The organism is Streptomyces sp. NPDC020731 (genome assembly GCF_044334705.1).
GTDB lineage: Bacteria > Actinomycetota > Actinomycetes > Streptomycetales > Streptomycetaceae > Streptomyces.
In genome coordinates, this window is the sequence record NZ_JBIRTN010000005.1 from 89,564 (window position 1) to 109,857 (window position 20,294).

Genomic DNA, 20,294 nt, shown 5'->3' on the forward strand with positions numbered 1-20,294 from the left:
GTACGACGCACGCGCACCTCTTGGAGGTACCCCCATGGGCAAGCTGGGCGACATGATGAACAAGGCCAAGGAGATGGCCAAGGGCCACCCCGACCAGGCGGACAAGGGCGTCTCGGGCGCCGAGCGCATGGTCGACGAGCGCACGGGCAACAAGTACGACGCCCGGACCGACAAGGCGGCCGACGCGGTGCGGCGTTCCTACCGGGACGGCGGCACGACGCCGGAGCGCTGACCCGTCGCCCCGCCCGTCCCCCGGCGCACCCGGGGGCGGGCGGCTTCTGTCAGCCGGGAATGGCATCCCAGCCGGTCACGTAGCTGAAGACTCCCGCCGGCCCGGCGTGTACGACCCGCACCCGCACGGCACGCGCGGGATCCACGCGAAGGCAGACACGCAGTTCGTCCCCGCAGGACGAGGCCCGCAGGTCCCGCAGGCCCCCGTCCGCCACGGCGAGGGCCTTCCACGCAGATTCCTTGGCAGAGAACAACGCGGTCACCGACCAGACCACGAGCAGCGGCTCCTCGTCCGCACGCAGCACCAGACGGGCCGCCTCGCGGGGGAGGGGCCGCAGCTCCAGGTCACAGCCGAGAGGCAATTCCCCGTCGGCACCGCGCGTCACGGCGACGGCGATCCCCGCACTGTGCGAGATGGACGCGGCCCGGCCCGGCGGGAACACCGGCAGGCGCCCCGACCGGGGGATCTCACCGCAGTCCAGCCCCACCGCCCACAGGGCCCGGCGGGCGGCCCGCCGGCCGGCCAGGAACTCCCGCCGCCGCTGCTCCGGCATCGACGCCGCGGCAGCCGCCTCGGCGGGCCCGGCCGGTTCCGCACCCGGTTCGGATGCGGCCGCGACACCGAGCCCGAGTCCGGCGGCGAGAAGGAGCGGACGCAGCGCGGCCAGGTCATCGCGCACCCACGGCAACGGCTCGCCACGGTGCGGCCCCTCTTCAGCCCGGCCCCACCACAGGGGTCTCCCGCAGCCCCGAACCGCCGGCACAAGCTCCGCACCGGCTCGGGCCGGCCACGGCGTCCGCGTCGTGGCCGGCCCGGGGCGTGTCGGGCGTTCACTCATCGCCGTCCGCCCTCGCGCGCCCTCATACCCGCAGCAGCTTCTTGATGATCTTGCCGGCGGGATTGCGCGGCACCTGTTCGACGAACTCCACCCGCCGCGGCCGCTTGTACGGCGCGAGCAGCCCCGTCACGTGTGCGAGCAACTCCGCGGTGCTCGGCTCCGCGCCCGCCTCCAGGGTCACGTAGGCCAGCGGCACCTCGCCGTAGTCCTCGTCGGGCATGCCGACGACCGCCGCATCCCGGACCGCCGGGTGGGTCATCAGGGCGCGCTCGATCTCGGAGGGGTAGACGTTCTGACCCGCGCGGATGATCACGTCCTTGGTGCGGTCCACCAGGCTGATGCGGCCCTCGTCGTCCATGAAGCCGAGGTCACCTGTCCTGATCCAGCCGTCGCGGGTGATCTCGCGGGTGGCCTCCGGGTCGTTCCAGTAGCCCTGCATGACGCCCGGCCCCCGCACCACGATCTCGCCGATCTCGCCGGCCGGCAGTTCCCGGCCTGCCTCGTCGACAGCGCGGGCGGACATGCCCGGCACGACCCGTCCGCACGGGATGCGGGCGGTCACGTCCCCGGGCGCGGGGTGCTCGTCGGGACCGAGCGTGACGAACGGGCCCCCCACCTCGGTCATGCCGTACACCTGCCGGAAGCCGCACCCGAGCCGTTCGACCGCGTCGGCGTAGACGTCGAGCGGCATGGGGGCGGCCCCGTACAGCACCTCCCGCAGGGAGGACAGGTCGGTGTGCCCGGACGCCTTCGCCTGGAGCATGAAGCGCAGCATCTGAGGCACCAGCCACATGTGCGTGGCGCGGTGCCGCTCCACCGCCGACAGCGCCCGCTGCGGAGTGAATCCGGGCATCAGCACGATCGTCGCTCCGGCCGCCAGGTAGGTGAGGGAGACGACCATGCTGCCGTGGTACAGAGGGCAGCAGTTGACCATGACGATGTCGTCGGTGTGGCGGGCCATCACGAGCCAGCCGAGGGCGATCGCGCGGAAGGACGCGCTGTCGACCGTCACGCCCTTGGCCTGCCCGGTGGTCGCCGAGGTGTGCAGTACGGCGATGGGGTCGGTGTCGGCGACGTCCGGCAGCTCCCGCTCTTCGGCCAGGGTGCCCAGCGCCGCGAAGGCGGGCTTGTCGAAGGCGACCCGGAGGCGCACCGACTTCGGCAGTTCGGCGTGGCGGTCGAGCAGTTCGGACTCGCCGAGGACGGCCACCGCGCCGACGCGCTCGACGATCCCGGCGACCTCGAGCTCGGTCAGGCTGTGATTGAGCGGCACGAACAGCGCGCCGAGGCGGGCCAGCGCGAAGTAGCTCTCCAGGACCTCGATCCGGTCCTTGGAGAGCACGGCCACCCGGTCACCCCGCCCGATACCCAATTCCGCGAGGCCGTGGGCCAGTTGCCGCGTACGGTCGTGCAGCTCGGCCCAGGTGACGCTGCGTTCGTCGTCCACCAGCGCGATCCGGCCGGGCCGGCACTGGCGGTTGCGCTCCAGCAGCTGCGTCAGCCACATCACGCACCGCCGCTCGCGCCGGCGCCCGCGCGCTCGGCCACGAAACGCTCGTAGTCACCGATCGTGCGCAGCTCCTCCATGTCCTCGGCGGTGATTTCGACCCCGAGCCGCTGCTCGACCAGCAGGACCAGGCGCACCAGGTCCCCGGAGTCGATGCCGCTGGCGGCCAGGTCGGCGTCGTCGCCGATCCGGTCGGCGTACTCGACGGTGCCGGTGAGTTCGACCAGCAACTCCCTGATGGTGCTCATGGTTTCCCCTTTCGCCTCGGCGTGCCGGCCGCCGCGGTCCACGACTGTCACCTCCTCAAGAGGCCGCCGCGGCCCGGCCGCACTCCCCGGACCGCCCCGTGAGCTTTGTCACGCACCCGAACCTCGCGGTGCGGGGATAGCCGGGCCGCACGCCCGGCCTCTTATCGCAACGAAGCAACCCGCTCCGCCCGGCACCCCGCGCGGGCGGTCGTCGAACCGAAGGAGTGATGTGCGTGCCCAGGCAGCCGGTACGGGTCCGGTCCCCGCGACGGTGCCCGCAGCACGGCACCGCCGCTACGGTCGCCGCACGTCCGGGCGGTGTCCGGTGACCGCGTCGACCACCGCCACCACCACGGCCTCCGCCACCGCGGACGAGGCCGACCTGCTCGCCCACTTCGACGCGCTCATCGCCGACGGCGAGACGATCGAACCGCGCGACTGGATGCCCGACGGCTACCGCCGCATGCTGGTCCGTCAAATCGCCCAGCACGCCCACTCCGAGATCATCGGCATGCAGCCCGAGGGCGCCTGGCTCACCCGAGCCCCGTCCCTGCATCGCAAATCGGTCCTGCTCGCCAAGGTGCAGGACGAGGCGGGCCACGGCCTGTACCTGTACTCCGCGGCCGAGACACTCGGCGTGGACCGCGCCGACCTGCTGGACGCCCTGCACCACGGCCGGCAGCGCGCCTCGGCCACCTTCAACCATCCCGCGCTGACCTGGGCGGACACCGGCGCCATCGCCTGGTTGACGGACGGCGCCGCCGTCATCAACCAGGCACCCCTGTGCCGTACGTCCTACGGGCCCTATGCCCGGGCGATGCGCCGCGTCTGCCAGGAGGAGGCCTTCCACGTGCGTCAGGGCTACGACCTGATGCGCACCCTGTGCGAGGGGACCCCGGAGCAGAAGGAGATGGCGCAGGACGCGGTGAACCGCTGGTGGCTGCCGGCGGTGGCGCTGATGTTCGGACCGCCCGACACGGAGGCGGGCGGCGCCGACGCGCGGACCGCTGCGCTGGGGGCCGCGGTCTCCCGCCGCGCGATGGCCTGGGGTATCAAGCGCCACCCCAACGACGAGCTGCGCCAGCGTTTCGTCGACACCTGCGTCCCGCAGGCCGAGCGCCTCGGCCTGACGCTGCCCGACCCGGCGATCCGCTGGAACGAGGAGCGCGGGCACTACGACTTCACGCCCGTCGACTGGGACACCTACCGCACGGCCCTGGGCGACGACACCCACTGGGCGCGGCAGCGCATCGCGAGCCGCCTGGCCGCGCACGAGGACGGCGCCTGGGTCAGGGAGGCCGCCGTCGCGTACGCCGCGAGGACGGACGAGCCGCGGGGAGCGGCCGCATGAGCGCGGCACGACAGGGCGCGCCGGCGTCCTGGGAGGTGTTCCTGCGCGCCCGCAGGGGCCTGGCGCACCAGCACGTGGGGTCGGTGCGTGCCGCCGGCCCGGACGCGGCACTGGCCGCCGCCCGCGACCTGTACACGCGCCGGGGCGAACCCCTGTCGCTGTGGGTGGTCCGCTCCGACGCCGTGCACACGGCCTCCCCGGACGAACGCGACCCGTACTTCGCGGGCGCCCGCCACAAGCCGTACCGCTACCCCGAGCACTACGCACCGCTGACCGAGAAGGGCCCCGAAGGTGAGCACGACGAGTGACGTTGTGGCAGTGCGCCCCGGCACCCTGCCGGACGTGCCGCCGTCCGCCGCCCACCCCGATCTGGCCCGGTACGCGACGCGCCTCGGCGACGACGCGCTCATCCTCGGACAGCGGCTGTGCCAGTGGATCACCCGTGCGCCGACCATCGACGAGGACCTGGCCCTGTCCAACATCGCCCTCGACCTGATCGGCCACGCCCGCGCGCTGCTCACCCGCGCCGGCCGCCTCGACGGAACCGGCCGCACCGAGGACGACTTCGCCTACACCCGCTCGGAGCGCGAGTTCACCAACGCCCTGCTGACCGAGCTGCCCAACGGCGACTTCGCCGTGACGGTGGCCCGGCAACTCGCCTACACCCACTACGCCGTCCTCCACTACGAGAACCTCGCGCACTGCGTCGACCCCGAGCTCGCCGCGTTCGGGGCCCGGGCCGCCAAGGAGGTCGCCTTCCACCGGCTGCACGCCGACCGCTGGACGGAGACCCTGGGACGCGGCACCGCCGAGAGCGCGCGCCGCATGCGACACGCCCTGGAGCGGGTGTGGCCCTACACCGGCGAACTCTTCGAGGAGGACGACCTCCTGCGCCGCCTGGCCGCGTCCGGCACCGTGCCCTCCCCGGCACCCCTGCGTGACACATGGCTCGGGCGGGTCACCGGCGTCGTCACCGAGGCGGGCCTCGCCGTGCCCGCTCCCACCTGGTCGGCCACCGGCGGCCGCGCGGGCCTGCACACCGAGGAGTTCGGGCCACTGATCGCCGAACTGCAGTCCGTGCGCAGGCAGTTCCCCGGCGGTACCTGGTGAACGCACCCACGCCCGCTGCGGTCACAGCCCGCCGCTCCGCCCAGGAGGTGCGCGAGCGGGTGGCCGCGCTCCCGGACCCGGAACTGCCGGTGATCGGCCTCGGCGACCTCGGCGTGGTGGGCCGTGTCGCCCCCGGCGCCGACGGCGTGCTGGAGGTGGAGATCACGCCCACCTACCTCGGCTGCCCCGCGCTGCCCGAGATCACCGCCGCCGTGCGGGAGGTCCTGACCTCCTGCGGCCACCCGGACGGCCGCGTCCGGCACGTCCTGACGCCCCCCTGGACGACGGACCGCATCACCCCCGAGGGGCGGCGCGCGCTCGCCGCGCACGGCATCGCGCCACCCGTGACCCCGGCACCCGACAGCCCGGTCCCCGTCGCGCTGGGCGCCGTGCCCTGCCCGCACTGCGGATCAAGGGCCACCCGGCCGCACAGCGCCTTCGGCCCGGCCCGCTGTCAGTCGGTGCTGTGGTGCACCGCGTGCCGCGAGCCCTTCCCCCACCTGACCGCGTTGTGAGGCACACCGTGAACACCGCCCCGCCCGCCCTCCTCGACGAGGCACCGGCCGGCCCGCCCCGCCGCTCCGGCTGGCACCCGCTGGACGTCCGCGAGGTCCGTCACCTGAGCGCCGACACGGTCGCCGTCACCCTGCACGTGCCCACCAACCTGCGCGATGTCTTCGCCCACCACCCCGGCCGGCACGTCGTCGTCCGGCACCGGCAGGCCGCCGGCACCGAACTGCGCCGCAGTTACTCGCTCTGCCCACCACCGCACGCCCCCTCGGCGCTCCGCCTGGTGATAAAACGCTCCGGCCCGGGCGGCTTCGGCGAGTACGCCACCACCCGGCTCGTACCCGGCGCGCGTCTGGAACTCTCCGCGCCCACCGGCGCCTTCGCCCTGCCGCGGCTGCCGGGCGCCCATCATGTGCTCCTCGCGGGCGGCACCGGCATCACCCCCCTGGCCCCGATGGCCGCCCACGCGCTGCGCCGGGACCCGACCTGCCGCGTCAGTCTGGTCCACTCGGTGCGCACCTCCGCCGACGCCGTGCTGGCCGATGAACTGGCGCAGGTCAAGGACGAGTTCGTCGACCGTTTCACCGTCCTGTACGTGCTGACGCGGGAGGACCGGGGGAGCGGGGGCGGTCCGCTCGCACGGCGGCTGGACGCGTCCGGAGTGCGCCGGCTGCTGGCCGCCGTGGACGCCCGGCCGGGCCCGGACACCACGTTCGCCCTGTGCGGACCGCCCGGCCTCGTCACCACCGCCCGGCACGTGCTGGCAGGCCTCGGCGCGGATCCCTCGCTCGTCCGCTGGGAGCTGTTCACCGCCGAGGACAGGCAGCCACCAGAGCCGGAGCCGCTCGGGCAGGCGCCGAGGGCGGGGGAGTACCGGGTCACGGCCCTGCTCGACGGGCGCCGCCGTGCCGCCGCCGTCCTGCCGGACGACCCGGTCCTGCTCGACGCACTGCTGCGCAGCCACCCCGACGTGCCCTACGCCTGCCGGGAGGGCGTCTGCGGCAGCTGCCGCGCGAAGGTCGTGTCCGGACAGGTGACGGCGGACGGCCAGCACGCCCTGGACGTACGCGACCGTGCCGCCGGCTACACGCTCGTCTGCCGCGCCAGGCCCCGCACTCCCGAGATCACCCTCGACTTCGACGCCTGATCGGCCATCCCGAGCACGTTCGACTTCGACGCCTGATCCGTCAGCGCCTCCCCTCAGCGAAGGAGACCCACGATGACCGCCACCGCCCGCCACACGGGGAAGACCGCCCTGGTCACCGGAGGCAGCCGGGGCATCGGCAGAGCCATCAGTCACCGCCTCGCCCGCGAAGGCGCCCTCGTCGCGGTCCACTACGGCCACGACCCGACGGCAGCCGAGCGGACCGTCAAGGAGATCCAGGCCGACGGCGGCCGCGCCTTCCCCGTCCACGCCGAACTCGGCGTCCCCGGCGACGCCGACACCCTGTGGTCCGCCTTCGACGACGCCCTGGCGCAGCAGGACGCCCCGGCGGACCTGGACATCCTCGTCAACAACGCGGGCATCACCGTACCCCGCCCCATCGCCCAGGTGACGGAGGCCGACTACGACCGCGTCTTCGCCATCAACGCCAAGGCGCCGTTCTTCATCATCCAGCGCGGATTGGACCGCCTGCGGGACGGCGGCAGGATCGTCAACATCTCCTCCGTCGCGACCCGCGTCGCCTTCCCGGCGATCGTCTCCTACACCATGACCAAGGCCGCCCTCGACTACCTCACCCTCTCCCTGGCCCAGGAGCTCGGCCCGCGGGGCATCACCGTCAACGCCGTCGCACCCGGTTACACCGAGACGGAGATCAACCCCACCCTCGCCGTCCCGGAGATCCGCCGCCGCTACTCCGAGGCCTCCACGTTCGGCCGGCTCGGCGACCCGGTGGACATCGCGGACGTCGTCTCCTTCGTCGCGAGCGACGACGCCCGCTGGGTGACCGGTCAGTGGATCGACGCCTCCGGCGGCGCCCACCTCGGTGTGTGACCCCTACGCACTCCTGGGAGATGTGATGAACGACCGCACGACCACCCTCGACGCACCGGCCACCGACGACACCCTGACCTGCCCCTTCGAGGGCGCCAGCCCCTACGACACGTATGTGCACGCCTCGGTCCTCAACACGCTGCAGCACCCGCTCACCGAGGCCCCGGACGAGATGGGCTTCCTCGTCACCACCCAGGTGATGGAGCTGTGGTTCACCCTGATCGTGCACGAGTGGCGCACCGCCAAGGTCGCCTTCGCCAAGGACGACCTGCCCGCCGCCATGGACGCGCTGGTGCGCAGCCGCCGCGCGCTGACCGCTCTGAGCGGCGCCTGGGAGCCCATCGCCGCCCTGACGCCTGCCCAGTTCAACGGCTTCAGGGCCGCGTTCGGCCGGGCCTCGGGTTTCCAGTCGGCGATGTACCGGCATATGGAGTTCCTCCTCGGCGACAAGTCCGCCGGACTGCTGCGCGCCCACCGCGGCGACCCGGCCGTCCACGAGGCGCTCGCCGAGACCTACCGCGAACCGTCCCTGTACGACGACGTGCTGGCCTACCTCCACCGCCAGGGCCTGCCGGTCCCGGCCCATGTCCGCGAACGGGACGTGATCCGCCCCTACGACGGAGACCCCGGCGTGGTGGAGGCGTGGAGGCACGTCTACGCCGGTCCGCAGCACCACCCCCACCTCGCCCTGGGCGAACTGCTCACGGACATCGCCGAACTCGTCACCCGCTGGCGGTTCGACCACGTCCTGGTGGTCCGCCGCGCCATGGGAGCCAAACCGGGCAGCGCCGGATCCGCCGGGCTCGCCTGGCTCGAACAGCGCGCGGCCCGGCCGGTCTTCCCCGAACTGTGGGAGGTGCGCGGTGACGTCTAGGCCGATCTCCGCCTTCGCGGCCGAGGAGGAGCGACGGGTCCTGAGCCTGAAGCCGGTCCTGGCCCCGGTGCACGGCCGCTACGGCGACCACCCCCACCAGTCCTACGACGCCTGGCCGTCCGAGGACCCGGACGCCCCGCTGGTGATCCTCCTGCACGGCGGCTACTGGCGCTACGACCGGATGCACCTGACCCCCTTCGCCGACTGGCTGTCCACGCAGGGGTTCAATGTGCTGCTCCCGGGCTTCAGACGGTCCGGCGGTGCGGGCGGCTACCCCGAGACCTTCGACGACATCGCCCGCATCGTCGACACGCTGCCCGCAGGCCGCCCCTACGTCCTGGCAGGCCACTGCTCCGGCGGCCACCTGGCCCTGTGGTGCGCCGCCCGGGGCCTGCTGCCGCCCGCCTCCCGCTGGTACACCCGCACCCTGCCGACGAGTGTGCTCGCCCTCGCCCCGATCACCGACCTCACCGCCACCCGCCGCGACCGCCTCAGCGATGACGCCGCCTTGCAACTCCTCGGCGGCGAGGAGCACTTCACGGCCCGCCTGCCCGAGGTCGACCCCCTCACCCTGCTGCGCGGCACAGGGGTCACGGGCGTGGCCACCGTGCTCCTGCACGGCGCCGCGGACGAGGAGGTCCCCCTCACGCAGTTCAGCGATTACGCGGCCGTGCACCAGGACCTCAGGACGGTCGTCCTGCCCGGCACCGGCCACTACACCCTCATCGAACCCGGGGCACCCGGCGCCCGCGCGGTCGCCGACACCCTCCGGGACATGGCGGCCGCCCACTTCCCGGCGGACGCCGGCCGCGCGGACGAGGAGGCCACACACCGATGACCACCGCACTCTCCGCAACCGACACCCTGCACGAGCAGGCCGCACGGCTGGACGCCGACGACACCCTGGCCGACCTCCGGGCACGCTTCCTGCTCCCGCCGGACGTCGTGTACCTCGACGGCAACTCCCTGGGCCCACTGCCCGCCGCCGTGCCGGCGGCCCTGGACGACGTCGTACGGCGCCAGTGGGCGACCGGACTCATCGGCTCCTGGAACGCGGCCGGCTGGTGGGAGGCGCCGCTGCGCGTCGGCGATGCCGTCGGGAGGCTCATCGGGGCGGCGCCGGGGCAGACGATCGCGGGCGACTCCACCAGCGTGCAGCTCTTCACCGCCCTCGACGCCGCCGCCGCCCTCCGCCCGGACCGCCCGCTGCTGGTCACCGACCCCGGGCACTTCCCGACCGACCGCTACCTCGCCGACGCGGTCGCCCGCCGCCGCGACCTTGAGGTACGGCACGTGCGCCCGGGGGACCTTCCGGACCTCCTCGCCGCCGAGGGCGAACGGGTCGCCGTCGTCAGCTACTCGCCCGTCGACTACCGCACCGGCGAGCTGTACGACATGCGGACGCTGACCCGGGCCGCGCACGACGCCGGGGCCCTGGCGCTGTGGGATCTGTGCCACGCCGCCGGCGCCCTGCCCCTGGACGTCGACGGTCTGGGCGTGGACCTGGCGGTCGGCTGCGGCTACAAGTTCCTCTCCGGCGGCCCCGGCGCTCCCGCCTTCCTCTACGTCGCCCGACGCCACCACGCCACGCTGGAAACCCCGTTGCCGGGCTGGACCGGCCACGCCGATCCTTTCGCCCTGGCCGACTCCTACACGCCTGCCCCCGGCATCGCCCGCGCCCGCATCGGCACCCCGCCGATCCTCTCCCTGCTCGCCCTGGAAGCGGCCCTCACCGCCTTCGACGGCGTCGACCTGGCCCGGCTCCGTACCAAGAGCCTGTCGCTGACAGGCTTCTTCCTGCGCTGCGCGGACGAACTCCTGACCCCTCTGGGCTTCACCCCCGTCACCCCGGCCGAACCCGGCCGCCGCGGCAGTCAGGTCACCCTCCGCCACGCCCACGCCCGCGGTCTGGCCGTCGCCCTCGCGGAGGTCGGGGTCATCGCGGACATGCGCGCGCCCGACCTGCTCCGCTTCGGCGTCAACGCCCTCTACACCAGCCACCGGGACATGCTCACCGCCGCAACGCGCCTGCGCGACCTCACCGAAAAGGCCGACTACGATCCGGCACCGCCCACCCCGGGCCCGGTGACCTGAACGGGCGGTCCGGACGTGTGGTCAGCACCCTCGGCGTCGCCGCGCAGGAGCGATTCCAGTGCCAGACCGGCGCCCGGACCGACCAGGGCGCCGACCGACGTCCGCCAGGCGGGCGCTGCTCCCGCCACGGGCACGTCAGGTGGACGAGGTGCGACGGCCGACGGCGTCGGTGGTCCGGCCGCGACGGCGCGAGCACGGGCGACTCCGCATCGCAGGGACGGTGAAAGAGCTGGGATGCCGTGCGACGTGAGCTGTGCGGCCTGAAGCTCTTCGATCTCGACAAGTTCAGTTGATTGCATTTGGTGCCTGCAAGCTTGGTTGCCCGGAGCGCAAGATTGCCTCCGGGCAACCCGACTTCAGGCTCTAGAAGAAGCCGAGCTTCCGAGGGCTGTAAGAACAAAGAATGTTCTTCGTCTGCTGGTAGTGGTCCAGCATCATCTTGTGCGTCTCCCGGCCGATCCCGGACTGCTTGTAGCCGCCGAACGCCGCGTGCGCGGGGTAGGCGTGGTAGCAGTTCGTCCAGACACGGCCCGCCTGGATCGCGCGCCCGGCGCGGTAGGCCGTGTTGATGTCGCGGGTCCACACACCCGCGCCGAGGCCGTACGACGTGTCGTTGGCGATCCTGATCGCGTCGTCGAAGCCGTCGAACGAGGCCACCGAGACGACGGGACCGAAGATCTCCTCCTGGAAGACACGCATCCGGTTGTCGCCCTCGAAGATGGTCGGCTGCACGTAGTAGCCGCCCTTCAAGTCACCGTCGTACTCGGCGCGTTCGCCGCCCGTGAGGACCTTGGCGCCCTCCTGCCGGCCGATGTCGATGTAGGACAGGATCTTGGTCAGCTGCTCGCTGGAGGCCTGCGCGCCGATCATCGTGTCGGTGTCGAGCGGGTGCCCGGGCCTGATCAGCTCGGTGCGGGCGACGGCCGCGGCCAGGAAGTCGGGGTAGTTGCCGCGCTGGATCAGCCCCCGGGAGGGGCACGTGCAGACCTCGCCCTGGTTCAGCGCGAACATCGTGAACCCTTCGAGGGCCTTGTCGCGCAGCTCGTCGTCCTTCTCCCACACGTCGTCGAAGAAGATGTTCGGAGACTTGCCGCCCAGCTCCAGCGTGACCGGTTTCAGGTTCTCGGCCGCGTACTGCATGATCAGCCGCCCCGTGGACGTCTCGCCGGTGAAAGCCACCTTCGCCACCCGCGGACTCGACGCGAGCGGCTTTCCGGCCTCCGGGCCGAAGCCGTTGACGATGTTCAGCACGCCCGGCGGCAGCAGGTCGGAGACGAGGCTCAGCCAGTAGTGGATGGAGACCGGTGTCTGCTCGGCGGGCTTGAGAACGATCGTGTTGCCCGCGGCAAGGGCGGGCGCGAGCTTCCACGTCGCCATCAGAATGGGGAAGTTCCACGGGATGATCTGGGCGACGACGCCCAGCGGCTCGTGGAAGTGGTAGGCGACCGTGTCGTCGTCGACCTCGCTGAGCGAGCCCTCCTGGGCGCGCACGGCACCGGCGAAGTAGCGGAAGTGGTCGATGGCCAGCGGGATGTCGGCCGCCAGGGTCTCCCGTACGGGCTTGCCGTTCTCCCAGCTCTCCGCCACCGCGAGTGATTCCAGATCGGCCTCCATGCGGTCGGCGATCTTCAGCAGGATGTCGGACCGCTCGGTCGCCGGCCTGCGTCCCCAGCCGGGCGCGGCCGCGTGCGCCGCGTCGAGCGCCGCCTCGACGTCCTCCGCCGTACCGCGTGCCACCTCGGTGAACGGCTGCCCGTTCACCGGACTCGGGTTCTCGAAGTACTGCCCCTTGACCGGAGGCACGTACTCCCCGCCGATGAAGTGGTCGTAGCGGGGCTGGTAGGAGACGATCGCGCCCTCGCTCCCGGGCGCCGCGTAACGGGTCATGTGGAACCGGCCTCCTTCAGCAGCGCTGCCCGCCGTTGGGCAGCTCTGCGCCGGAGCGTAAGGAGGCGGACGTTGCAACCACGTTGCGGGAGAGCGGCGGCGTCACCGGTCCTCGAAGCGGGCCCAGCCGCCCGGGGCACTCAGCTCCGATTCGAGCGCGGCCAGACGGACCCGGTTCATGGCCGTCGGCCGGGCCGCGGCCAGCGCCCGCCACACCTCCACATCCTCCTCGCCCCACGGCGCGTGGACCCAGTCGGCCAGCAGGTCGGGGTCCGAGCGGGCGATCAGCGCGGCGCGCAGGCCGTCGGCCAGGCGGCGCCTGAGCCGTACGACCGCCGGGGCCCGGGAAGCGGGCAGCAGCGGGCCCGGATAGGCGGCCAGAGCGGTGGTGACCGCGCCGGCCGCCATCCGGCGTTCGACGACGGCGACGTCCGACTCCAAGGACACCGTGAGCCGGTAGGGCCGCGACGTGAGCAGCCCCGGCCCGAGCACCTGGCGCAGCCGGGCGAGCTCCGCGCGCAGTGTCACCGGTGTCACCGACTCGTCCTCGTACAGGGCGCACAGCAGTTCGTCACCGGTCAGGCCGTCGGGGTGGCCGGTCAGAAGGACGAGGATCTCGCTGTGCCGGCGGCTGAGCCGGATCCTGCGGCCCCCCGTCGTCAGCACCGCCCGGTCGCGGCCCAGCGCCGCCAGTTCGGGCCCGCCGACAGCCCGGCGTCCGGGGGTGAGCAGCGCCAGCTGGGACTCCGCCGCACGTGCCACGGCCTGCACGAACCCCAGGCTGTGCGGATGCGCGAGGCCGTCCCCGCCGGTGATGTCCACGGCACCGAGCAGCTGCCCCGTGCGGGGGTCGTGGACCGGGGCCGCCGCGCACGTCCACGGTTGCACGCGACGTACGAAGTGCTCGGCCGCGAACACCTGGACCGGACGGCCCACGGCGACCGCCGTGCCCGGCGCGTTCGTCCCGACCGCGTTCTCCGACCACCGCGCGCCGGGCACGAAGTTCATCCGCCGTGCCTGTCGCAGCGTCGACGCGTGCCCCTCGACCCACAGCAGCCTGCCGCGCGCGTCGCACACCGCCAGCAGGTGCCGGCCGTCGGAGGCGAACGTGCCCAGCAACTCCCGGAACAGCGGCATCACACGCGCCAGCGGGTGCTCGGCCCGGCAGGCCCCGAGATCACTGCCCGCCAGTTCGATGTCGGCGGTGCCGTCCGGGTGCACCCCGGCGCGTGCCGAGCGCCGCCACGACTCGGCGACCACACCGCGCACCGGGCGCGGCACCGTACCGGCCTCGGTGAAGGCCTCGTGCGCCCGGTGCAGCACGCGTACGCGCTCGGCAGGGTCGGCTCCTGGCTCCAGGGCCACCCAGGGATCGGTCACCATGGCCTCCCGCAGGGCGATGCGCTGGGGGACATCGTCGCGCGGGGCGCGCGGGGCGACAACCATGTCGACGAGGGTGGCCCTGTGCACGTGTGATCGCGCCGGACCCGGCCCTGGTCGGCCGGCGTGCGAGTGGCGGCGCCCCGCGCCCCGAGGAACACTGGCCGAACGGGCCGTCGCCGTCGGCCGGTCCAGGAACCGCCGGGTGAGACGTGGTCTCACGGCTGTATGTCACCAGGGAGACGCGCATGTCCTCGAAGAGGCGCCGCAAGAAGAAGGCGCGCCGCAACCACGCGGCGAACCACGGGAAGCGACCGCAGTCCTGAACGGAAGTAGCACCGGTCCGCTGCCGGCCGCCCGATGGGGCCGCTACGACGTCCGGCAAAGGACGTCGTAGCGGCGCCTCGTGCGGCGAGGTGAAGCCGGCACCGCGCTCGCGCAGGTCGGGGACGACGGTGGTGAGGTCCTGGACCGAGCGGCCGAGCAGCTGTCCCTTCGGCGGTACGCGGGCGCACCCGACCAGGGCACCGGTTCGCGTGGCGGGGACGGGGCGAGGAGATCGACGCCGGAAGTCCTGGGTGCGCTCGGTGTTCAGGACGTCGGCGGCTCGATGTGCTGTGATCCCAAGGACCGGATCGCGAGCGGCAGTGTGCGGAGTGCACGAGGAGTGGCTGGTCCTGTACCGGCGCCGGCTGGAGCAGGGCCGGGACGGTCGCGGGGGAGTGCTGGCCGTCTTCGACGCGTACGCCTCCTATGCCCACGAGCACGGTTTCAGGGGCTGCGGTCTGCTCAACGCGGCCGCCGAGCTGCCCGTCGGGGACGAGGGCCGGGCCGTGGTGCGCCGGAACAAGGAGGAGGTCGAGTCCCTGCTCGCCGGCCATCTGGAGGAACTGCTGCCCGGGCGACCCGAGGAAGCGCGCGCGGCGGCAGAGCACCTGGCGTTCCTGCTGGAGGGTGCGATGGCCCGCGCCGGCCCGGAGGGCGCGGGTACGCGCCTGGAGCACGCCCGGACGATGGCGGTCGACCTGCTGGACCGGTTGTGACCCGGCGCCGGACACACGACGGCACGACGGGTGCGGGGGTGGTGTGCGTGCTGGTGGCGTCGGTGCTGTGGGACACCACGGGCACCGCCGCGACCTTCGCCCCCGCGGTGGGACCGCTCGCGATCGGGGCCGTCGCCATGGGCCTGGGCGGACTGATCCGGGCTCTGGTCGCCGCTCCGCGTATCCGTCGGGAAGCCCCGCGGTCGCGCGCACAAGGGTGTGGTGCTGATCGGCCTGCTGTCCGTCGGGGCCTGCCCTCTGGCCTCTACTCCTCCACGCACCTGGCCGGGGTCGCCGCCGGCACCGTGGTGCCGATCGGCTCGGCCCCGCTCGTCTCGGCCCTGATCGAGCGCGTCGTCGGCGAACGCCTGCCCCTGCCGGGGTGGGCCGGCAGCGCCCTGGTCGTCGGCCGCCTCGCCGTGCTCACCATGCCGAACCGCACCACGGCGAGGCCCCGGGCAACCACCACGGGGACGAGCGGGGCCTCTTGGACGGACACCGCCGCACCGGCAGGGCATGCCGGAACCCCGTGGACCCAAGGCTCCCGGGTGGGACCCGGCGGGCCCGGGGAGACGCCCGGTGTCGACCGCGAGACCGTACCGGCATCGGTCACCTGGGCCGGCGGCGGATGGCCGCGCGTCCCCACTGCTCTGTCCGCCCCGCGGTCCTGGTCCGCCGGGCGGCGCTGACCGCGCGTTGATCCTCATGGCGCAGCAAGATGGAACGAAAGGAACGGCGAACCGGGAAGGTGCGGTGATGGACGACAACGCCGAGGACCTCGAGGAGTACACCCAGCCGGAGCCGTACGACGAGGAGCCGGGCTCCTACGAGGCGGAGGACGTGGCCGCCACCCGTGGAGGCACCGTGGCCGCCGACGCGGACCCCGATGTCTTCCTGGACGTTCCCGTGCTGAAGGTCGACGAGATCGACCTGGACGTCGAGGACCTGCGAGCGCACGTCTCCCTGCAGACCGAGGTACTGGATCTGCTGAGGCTGAGTGTGGGTGCCGACGTCACCCTTGGCCGCGTGCACCTGGGTATTTCGGGTGTGGAGGCACAGGCCCAGCTCAGGGTGCGTCTCGACAATGTCGCCATGATCATCAATCGGGTGCTCACCACGCTCGATCGCCATCCGGAAATCCTGCGTGACCTGGCGCGGGGGGTCGGATCCGCCGTACAGGACGTCGGTGGGGGAGCCCGTCAAGCCGTGGGCGAGGTGGGTACGGGTGCCGGACGGGCCGTTCAGGACGTCGGCCGGGGCGCCGGGGCTGCCGTCCGGGACGTGGGCCATGGTGTCGGCTCGGTGGCGGAGGACGTCGGCCGAGGAGCCGGCACGGCCGTTCAGGACGTGGGCCGGGACGTCGGACGCGCGGTGGAGGACGTCGGTGGTGAAGCGGGCCGGGCGGCTGTCGGCACGGCAGGCGAGGAGGCCGGCGACGGACGAAGCCGCCCGGAAGGGCGGCGGCCGTGCCGCCTCGGACACGACGGGCGGCACCGTACGCCGAACCGGGTCGGACGCACGGAGTGCGCGCGGGCCGGGGGACGGGCACCGGGACCGGACCGCCCGGAGTGGGAGCGGCACCCGCAAGCGCCGAGTGCGCGCCGAGGACGGGAAGCTGCCCACGCGGCCCGGCCGCCGCCGCACCGCCGACGAACGGGAAGAGCCGCCCTGAACGGCGGTGGGGAATGCGGTGCGGGACATCTCGTTCCGGTCGACGGTCCACAGCGAGCGCCTCCGCTTCGCGGAGGAACCCCGGACAGCCGTCCGCTTCCCGGGCACCGGGGAGCGGGAGTCGACGAGCCACAGTGATCGTGACCACCTTCCCGAGAGGGTCGTGCCGGGCCAGGACTATGCTGATGTCACCGTCGACTACCGCCTGGAAACACGGCTCATCGGGGAGCCGGAGCGCGAACACGGCGGCGCCGACGGAGCTGGGCGCCGACAGCCGTGACCACTACTTGATCAGGGCGTTCGCCGCGATGATCACCAGGCCGATCAGCATGTCGGCGAGCCCGGCCCGGAACGAAGCCGTCCATCCACGGCCCGCGCGGCGGGCCGTCCACGCGCCCCAGCCGGCGAGCAGCAGGGTATTGACCACCAGGGCGGTGTTCACCGCCTGGGTCTCCGTCCACCAGGAGGGCACCGCGGTCAGCAGCAGCACGACGGTGGGGACAGCCGCCACGACGACGGGCCACTCGGCGAGCATGGCGCGCAGCCCGCCCCGGGCACCGTTGCCGTCCGCCGACATCCTGTGCGCGACGACATGGGCATAGCCGTGGGCGGCCGCTGAGGCGAGGGCGGTGAGCAGGACCCACAGCGCATCGGAGCCGGGGTCGTCCGCCTCACCGGGAGAATCGAGCGCGGCCGCCAGCGCACTGGCCAGGACCAGTCCGTAGACGCCGCTGAACAGCGTCGTTTCCGACGGCCGCCGAGATGCCGCCCGTTGCGGGGTGGCCGACCGGCGGAAGCGGTAAGCACGGTGATGCATCGCTGCCACCTTCGCCGGGGACACGGGGCACGGCTCGATCGTTCCACGAGGCTGTCCCTCGAAAACCGCGAGGTGATCCCGGGTACGGGACTGAACCCGTGTTCGTCCAGCTCCTCACGGCGATGGGTGTGCTCACGGTGGCCGGTCCGACGGCCGTCCTGGCGGCGTCTGCCATGGCCTACACGGTCGGGGCCGTCTGCCTCGGCTTCCCGGGCCCTGCCGCAGAGTCGGAGCGGTCGTCCGGTGGCGCCGCCGGCCGGCTCCGCGACCCCGTCCGGCGACCCGTGGGGCACCGGACCGGTCGGCAACGTCCTCGACCCGAGGACCGCGGTCTTCTGCACCGGCCTCCTGCCCACGCTCGCGCAGTCCGGCTTCTCGCCGCATCCGGGGACGACCCTGCTGGTCCTCATCCACACGGCCCTGACGCTCGTCCGGCTCGGCGGCTACGTGCTGGTGCCGGCCAAGGCCCGCGCTTCTTCGAGAAGCCTGCCGTGCGACGCACCACGGACCGCGTCACAGCTGTCGTCCTGATCGGGTTCGGGGTCAAGGCCGCCACCTCCCCCTGAGCGGAGTGCCCAAACGGCCGCTCACCCCGACCGCCGCGCCCGCCTCACGTCGCGCGTCCCGTTTGCACCCCTCGAACCAGGAGCCCGCCGAGGGCTGCCCCGTGCTCGTGAGCGCGCGAGGGCCGGCGCGGGTGTCACGGGTGCGGAGCCTTCGGGGCGGCGGCTTCCAGGTCGGCGATGCTGCCTGACATGATCGTCCGCACGTGGTGGGTGATGTGTTCCGCGGGCCAGTCCCACCAGGCCACCGCCAGCAGTTTGGCGATGTCGTGGTCGTTGTGACGGGTGCGGAGGAGACGGGCCGGGTTGCCGCCGACGATGCCGTAGTCGGGCACGTCGCTGGTGACCACGGCGCCTGTGGCGATGATCGCGCCGTGCCCGATCCGCACGCCGGGCATCACCGTTGTGCCGTGGCCGAACCAGACGTCGTTCCCGACGACGGTGTCTCCTCGGCCGGGCAGGCCGGTGAGGAGGTCGAAGTGCTCGGACCACGAGCCTCCCATGGTGGGGAAGGGGAAGGTCGAGGGGCCGTCCATGCGGTGGTTGGCGCCGTTCATGATGAACCGCACGCCCGTGCCCAGGGCGCAGAACTTGCCGATGACCAGCTTCTCCGGCCCGTAGTGGTAGAGCACGTTGCGCGTCTCGAAGGCTGTCGGATCGTCCGGATCGTCGTAGTAGGAGTACTCCCCGACCTCGATCAGCGGGGACTTCACCAGCGGTTTGAGCAGTACCACCCGGGGCTGCTCGGGCATCGGATGAAGAATCGTCGGGTCGGCAGGCACAGGCATGGGGGCAGGGCTTCCTCATCCGTGGTGGGTACGTGTCCGGTCCATGATCGTGGAACCGGGCCCTCGCAGGACAACCGTTTACCACCTGTACGAAGGCGCGCCGGTGCTGTCCGGGACCCGAAGGGGGCGCGAGCCCGTACGTTTCCGCCGCCGGGCGGCAGCAGGCCGAGGCGCCTGACGGACGCAGGGTGGAGCAGTACGCCGACGGCGGGTTCCTGGCGACGGCGGATCCCGAGGGCAACGAGTTCTGCGTCACCCCGCAGGGCCCGTCCGAACTCGAGGACGAGGGGCGTACGGACTGCCTCGGCCGACCGGTGGAGGAGCGGCTCACGACGGGCTTCCACGGCCTGGGGGAGCAGCGGCGTCCCATGTCCCGCTGCTGGGGCGACGGCGTTCAGCGCGATGTCACCCAGCCGGGTGCCCAGGTCCCGGCGGTGTCGTGGCCTGCCGAGGCGGCGGCGAGGTGGGCGCGGAGCACGGCCAGTGCCGGGTGCGGGTTGTCGCGGTGCCACAGGAGCGAGTGCGGGTAGACGGGGGTCGGGTCGGTGACCGGGATGCGGCGCAGATCGTGGCCGGTGGGCCAGACGAGGCGGGTCTGCTCGCTCATGAGGGTGGCCAGGGCGGGGGTGTCGGCGACGGTGTCGAGGAGCGCGTCGGAGCCGAAGTTGGGGCCGGTGGCTTCGATGGTGAGGCCGAACTCGGCGACGAGGTCGTCGTAGTAGGCGGCCCACTCCGTTCCGGGGACGATGCCGGGCATCCAGATCCGGTGCCCGGTGAGCTGTGCGACGGTCACCGAGCGGGCGCCCGCCAGTGCATGGGCGGGGCCGGTGAGGAGCTGGAGCGGCTCGTCGAGCACCCGGACCGACTCGATGTCTTCGGGAAGGGGCCGGCCGGGCATGGCGACGGCGCGGAAGGACGCGTCGATCGTTCCGGACCGGAGGGCGGCGACGGCCGTCTCGACGTCGAACAGCATCACCACGTCGAGGTCGATCTCGGGGTGGGCGCGGTGGAAGGCGCGCATCAGGCCCGACGGCGCGACACGCGAGGCGATCACGTCGACGCGCAGCGGACGGCGGCCGGGGCGCACGGATGCTTCCGCGCGCTCGGCGACGCGCAGCAGTTCGCGTGCGTGGGGCAGGAACGCCTGTCCGTCGATGCTGAGCCGGGCGCCGCGGGCGGTGCGGGTGAACAGCCGTACACCGAGGTCGCGTTCCAGCGTGGCGATGCGCTTGGAGACGGCCTGCTGGGTGATCGCCAGCTCGGCGGCAGCCTCCTGGAACTGTCCCGCGTCTGCGGCGGCGACGAAGGTCCGTACGGCGTCGAGGTCCACGCCGACACCCTAGTGTCACAACCGATGATTGTGGCTCGTGGTCCTACGGTTGTTT

Annotated in this window: 21 protein-coding genes and 1 pseudogene; 14 read left to right on the forward strand and 8 right to left on the reverse strand. The window is 72.9% G+C overall.

All coding sequences use genetic code 11. From position 1 onward, the window contains the following. The first annotated feature begins 34 nt into the window (after positions 1-34). On the forward strand, positions 35-232 hold the full coding sequence (locus tag ACH4VX_RS09230) for an antitoxin (RefSeq protein WP_352311753.1): 198 nt from the start codon (positions 35-37) through the stop codon (positions 230-232). Positions 233-281: 49 nt separating this feature from the next. Here ACH4VX_RS09230 and ACH4VX_RS09235 read toward each other — a convergent pair whose 3' ends face one another. From ACH4VX_RS09235 to ACH4VX_RS09245, 3 genes are all read right to left on the reverse strand, one after another. Then, positions 282-911 (reverse strand): enterobactin synthetase, encoded by a 630-nt coding sequence (locus ACH4VX_RS09235; RefSeq protein ID WP_398366739.1) that lies wholly within the window; start codon positions 909-911, stop codon positions 282-284. A gap of 181 nt (positions 912-1,092) precedes the next feature. Continuing rightward, on the reverse strand, positions 1,093-2,577 hold the full coding sequence (locus tag ACH4VX_RS09240; RefSeq protein ID WP_398366740.1) for a class I adenylate-forming enzyme family protein: 1,485 nt from the start codon (positions 2,575-2,577) through the stop codon (positions 1,093-1,095). Continuing rightward, complete coding sequence (locus tag ACH4VX_RS09245; RefSeq protein WP_077799511.1) at positions 2,577-2,825, reverse strand: acyl carrier protein; 249 nt, start codon at positions 2,823-2,825, stop codon at positions 2,577-2,579. Before ACH4VX_RS09245 ends, ACH4VX_RS09240 begins: the two co-directional genes overlap by 1 nt. Before the next feature lie 325 nt (positions 2,826-3,150). Here ACH4VX_RS09245 and paaA point away from each other — a divergent pair, with 325 nt between their 5' ends. The 9 genes from paaA (at position 3,151) to ACH4VX_RS09290 (ending at position 10,760) form a co-directional block, all read left to right on the forward strand. Next, on the forward strand, positions 3,151-4,176 hold the full coding sequence (gene paaA / locus ACH4VX_RS09250; protein WP_398366741.1) for a 1,2-phenylacetyl-CoA epoxidase subunit PaaA: 1,026 nt from the start codon (positions 3,151-3,153) through the stop codon (positions 4,174-4,176). Then, the gene (gene paaB, locus ACH4VX_RS09255) at positions 4,173-4,484 is read left to right on the forward strand and encodes a 1,2-phenylacetyl-CoA epoxidase subunit PaaB (protein WP_125188764.1); all 312 of its coding nucleotides are present in this window, start codon (positions 4,173-4,175) and stop codon (positions 4,482-4,484) included. The genes paaA and paaB overlap by 4 nt, the downstream gene beginning before the upstream one ends. Positions 4,485-4,494: 10 nt before the next feature. Continuing rightward, a complete protein-coding gene (gene paaC, locus ACH4VX_RS09260; protein WP_398366988.1) occupies positions 4,495-5,286 on the forward strand; it encodes a 1,2-phenylacetyl-CoA epoxidase subunit PaaC in 792 nt (263 codons plus the stop codon). Next, on the forward strand, positions 5,280-5,801 hold the full coding sequence (gene paaD / locus ACH4VX_RS09265) for a 1,2-phenylacetyl-CoA epoxidase subunit PaaD (RefSeq protein ID WP_398366989.1): 522 nt from the start codon (positions 5,280-5,282) through the stop codon (positions 5,799-5,801). Before paaC ends, paaD begins: the two co-directional genes overlap by 7 nt. A gap of 8 nt (positions 5,802-5,809) precedes the next feature. Then, positions 5,810-6,943, forward strand: a complete 1,134-nt coding sequence (locus ACH4VX_RS09270) for a 2Fe-2S iron-sulfur cluster-binding protein (protein WP_398366742.1) — start codon at positions 5,810-5,812, stop codon at positions 6,941-6,943. 72 nt (positions 6,944-7,015) lie between these two features. Continuing rightward, positions 7,016-7,792, forward strand: coding sequence for an SDR family oxidoreductase (locus tag ACH4VX_RS09275; protein WP_398366743.1), 777 nt, complete (start codon positions 7,016-7,018; stop codon positions 7,790-7,792). A 25-nt stretch (positions 7,793-7,817) separates the two neighbouring features. After that, on the forward strand, positions 7,818-8,666 hold the full coding sequence (locus tag ACH4VX_RS09280) for a tryptophan 2,3-dioxygenase (RefSeq protein WP_398366744.1): 849 nt from the start codon (positions 7,818-7,820) through the stop codon (positions 8,664-8,666). Continuing rightward, positions 8,656-9,504, forward strand: a complete 849-nt coding sequence (locus tag ACH4VX_RS09285) for an alpha/beta hydrolase family protein (protein ID WP_398366745.1) — start codon at positions 8,656-8,658, stop codon at positions 9,502-9,504. Before ACH4VX_RS09280 ends, ACH4VX_RS09285 begins: the two co-directional genes overlap by 11 nt. Next, on the forward strand, positions 9,501-10,760 hold the full coding sequence (locus ACH4VX_RS09290; RefSeq protein ID WP_398366746.1) for a kynureninase: 1,260 nt from the start codon (positions 9,501-9,503) through the stop codon (positions 10,758-10,760). Before ACH4VX_RS09285 ends, ACH4VX_RS09290 begins: the two co-directional genes overlap by 4 nt. Positions 10,761-11,123: 363 nt before the next feature. Here ACH4VX_RS09290 and ACH4VX_RS09295 read toward each other — a convergent pair whose 3' ends face one another. Both ACH4VX_RS09295 and ACH4VX_RS09300 read right to left on the reverse strand, forming a co-directional pair. Next, positions 11,124-12,647, reverse strand: coding sequence for an aldehyde dehydrogenase family protein (locus tag ACH4VX_RS09295; RefSeq protein ID WP_398366747.1), 1,524 nt, complete (start codon positions 12,645-12,647; stop codon positions 11,124-11,126). A 102-nt stretch (positions 12,648-12,749) separates the two neighbouring features. Then, positions 12,750-14,027: a GAF domain-containing protein gene (locus tag ACH4VX_RS09300; protein ID WP_398366990.1), complete on the reverse strand. Its 1,278-nt coding sequence runs from the start codon at positions 14,025-14,027 to the stop codon at positions 12,750-12,752. Between the two features lie 656 nt (positions 14,028-14,683). Between ACH4VX_RS09300 and ACH4VX_RS09305 the strand changes: the two are divergent. The 3 genes and pseudogenes from ACH4VX_RS09305 to ACH4VX_RS09315 form a co-directional block, all read left to right on the forward strand. Further along, positions 14,684-15,070 (forward strand): annotated as a pseudogene (locus ACH4VX_RS09305) (TetR/AcrR family transcriptional regulator); the annotation flags it as partial. 47 nt (positions 15,071-15,117) lie between these two features. Then, positions 15,118-15,759, forward strand: coding sequence for a hypothetical protein (locus tag ACH4VX_RS09310; RefSeq protein ID WP_398366748.1), 642 nt, complete (start codon positions 15,118-15,120; stop codon positions 15,757-15,759). Positions 15,760-15,826: 67 nt separating this feature from the next. Then, positions 15,827-16,879, forward strand: a complete 1,053-nt coding sequence (locus ACH4VX_RS09315) for a hypothetical protein (protein ID WP_398366749.1) — start codon at positions 15,827-15,829, stop codon at positions 16,877-16,879. Positions 16,880-17,024: 145 nt separating this feature from the next. Here ACH4VX_RS09315 and ACH4VX_RS09320 read toward each other — a convergent pair whose 3' ends face one another. Further along, the gene (locus tag ACH4VX_RS09320) at positions 17,025-17,558 is read right to left on the reverse strand and encodes a hypothetical protein (protein WP_398366750.1); all 534 of its coding nucleotides are present in this window, start codon (positions 17,556-17,558) and stop codon (positions 17,025-17,027) included. A 243-nt stretch (positions 17,559-17,801) separates the two neighbouring features. On the opposite strand from ACH4VX_RS09320, the gene ACH4VX_RS09325 reads away from it, so the two are divergent. Next, a complete protein-coding gene (locus ACH4VX_RS09325; RefSeq protein WP_398366751.1) occupies positions 17,802-18,089 on the forward strand; it encodes a hypothetical protein in 288 nt (95 codons plus the stop codon). A 169-nt stretch (positions 18,090-18,258) separates the two neighbouring features. Here the strand turns inward: ACH4VX_RS09325 and ACH4VX_RS09330 are convergent, their stop codons facing one another. Continuing rightward, the gene (locus ACH4VX_RS09330; protein ID WP_398366752.1) at positions 18,259-18,909 is read right to left on the reverse strand and encodes a CatB-related O-acetyltransferase; all 651 of its coding nucleotides are present in this window, start codon (positions 18,907-18,909) and stop codon (positions 18,259-18,261) included. A gap of 394 nt (positions 18,910-19,303) precedes the next feature. Further along, positions 19,304-20,239: a LysR family transcriptional regulator gene (locus ACH4VX_RS09335; protein WP_398366753.1), complete on the reverse strand. Its 936-nt coding sequence runs from the start codon at positions 20,237-20,239 to the stop codon at positions 19,304-19,306. Between the last annotated feature and the right edge of the window lie 55 nt (positions 20,240-20,294).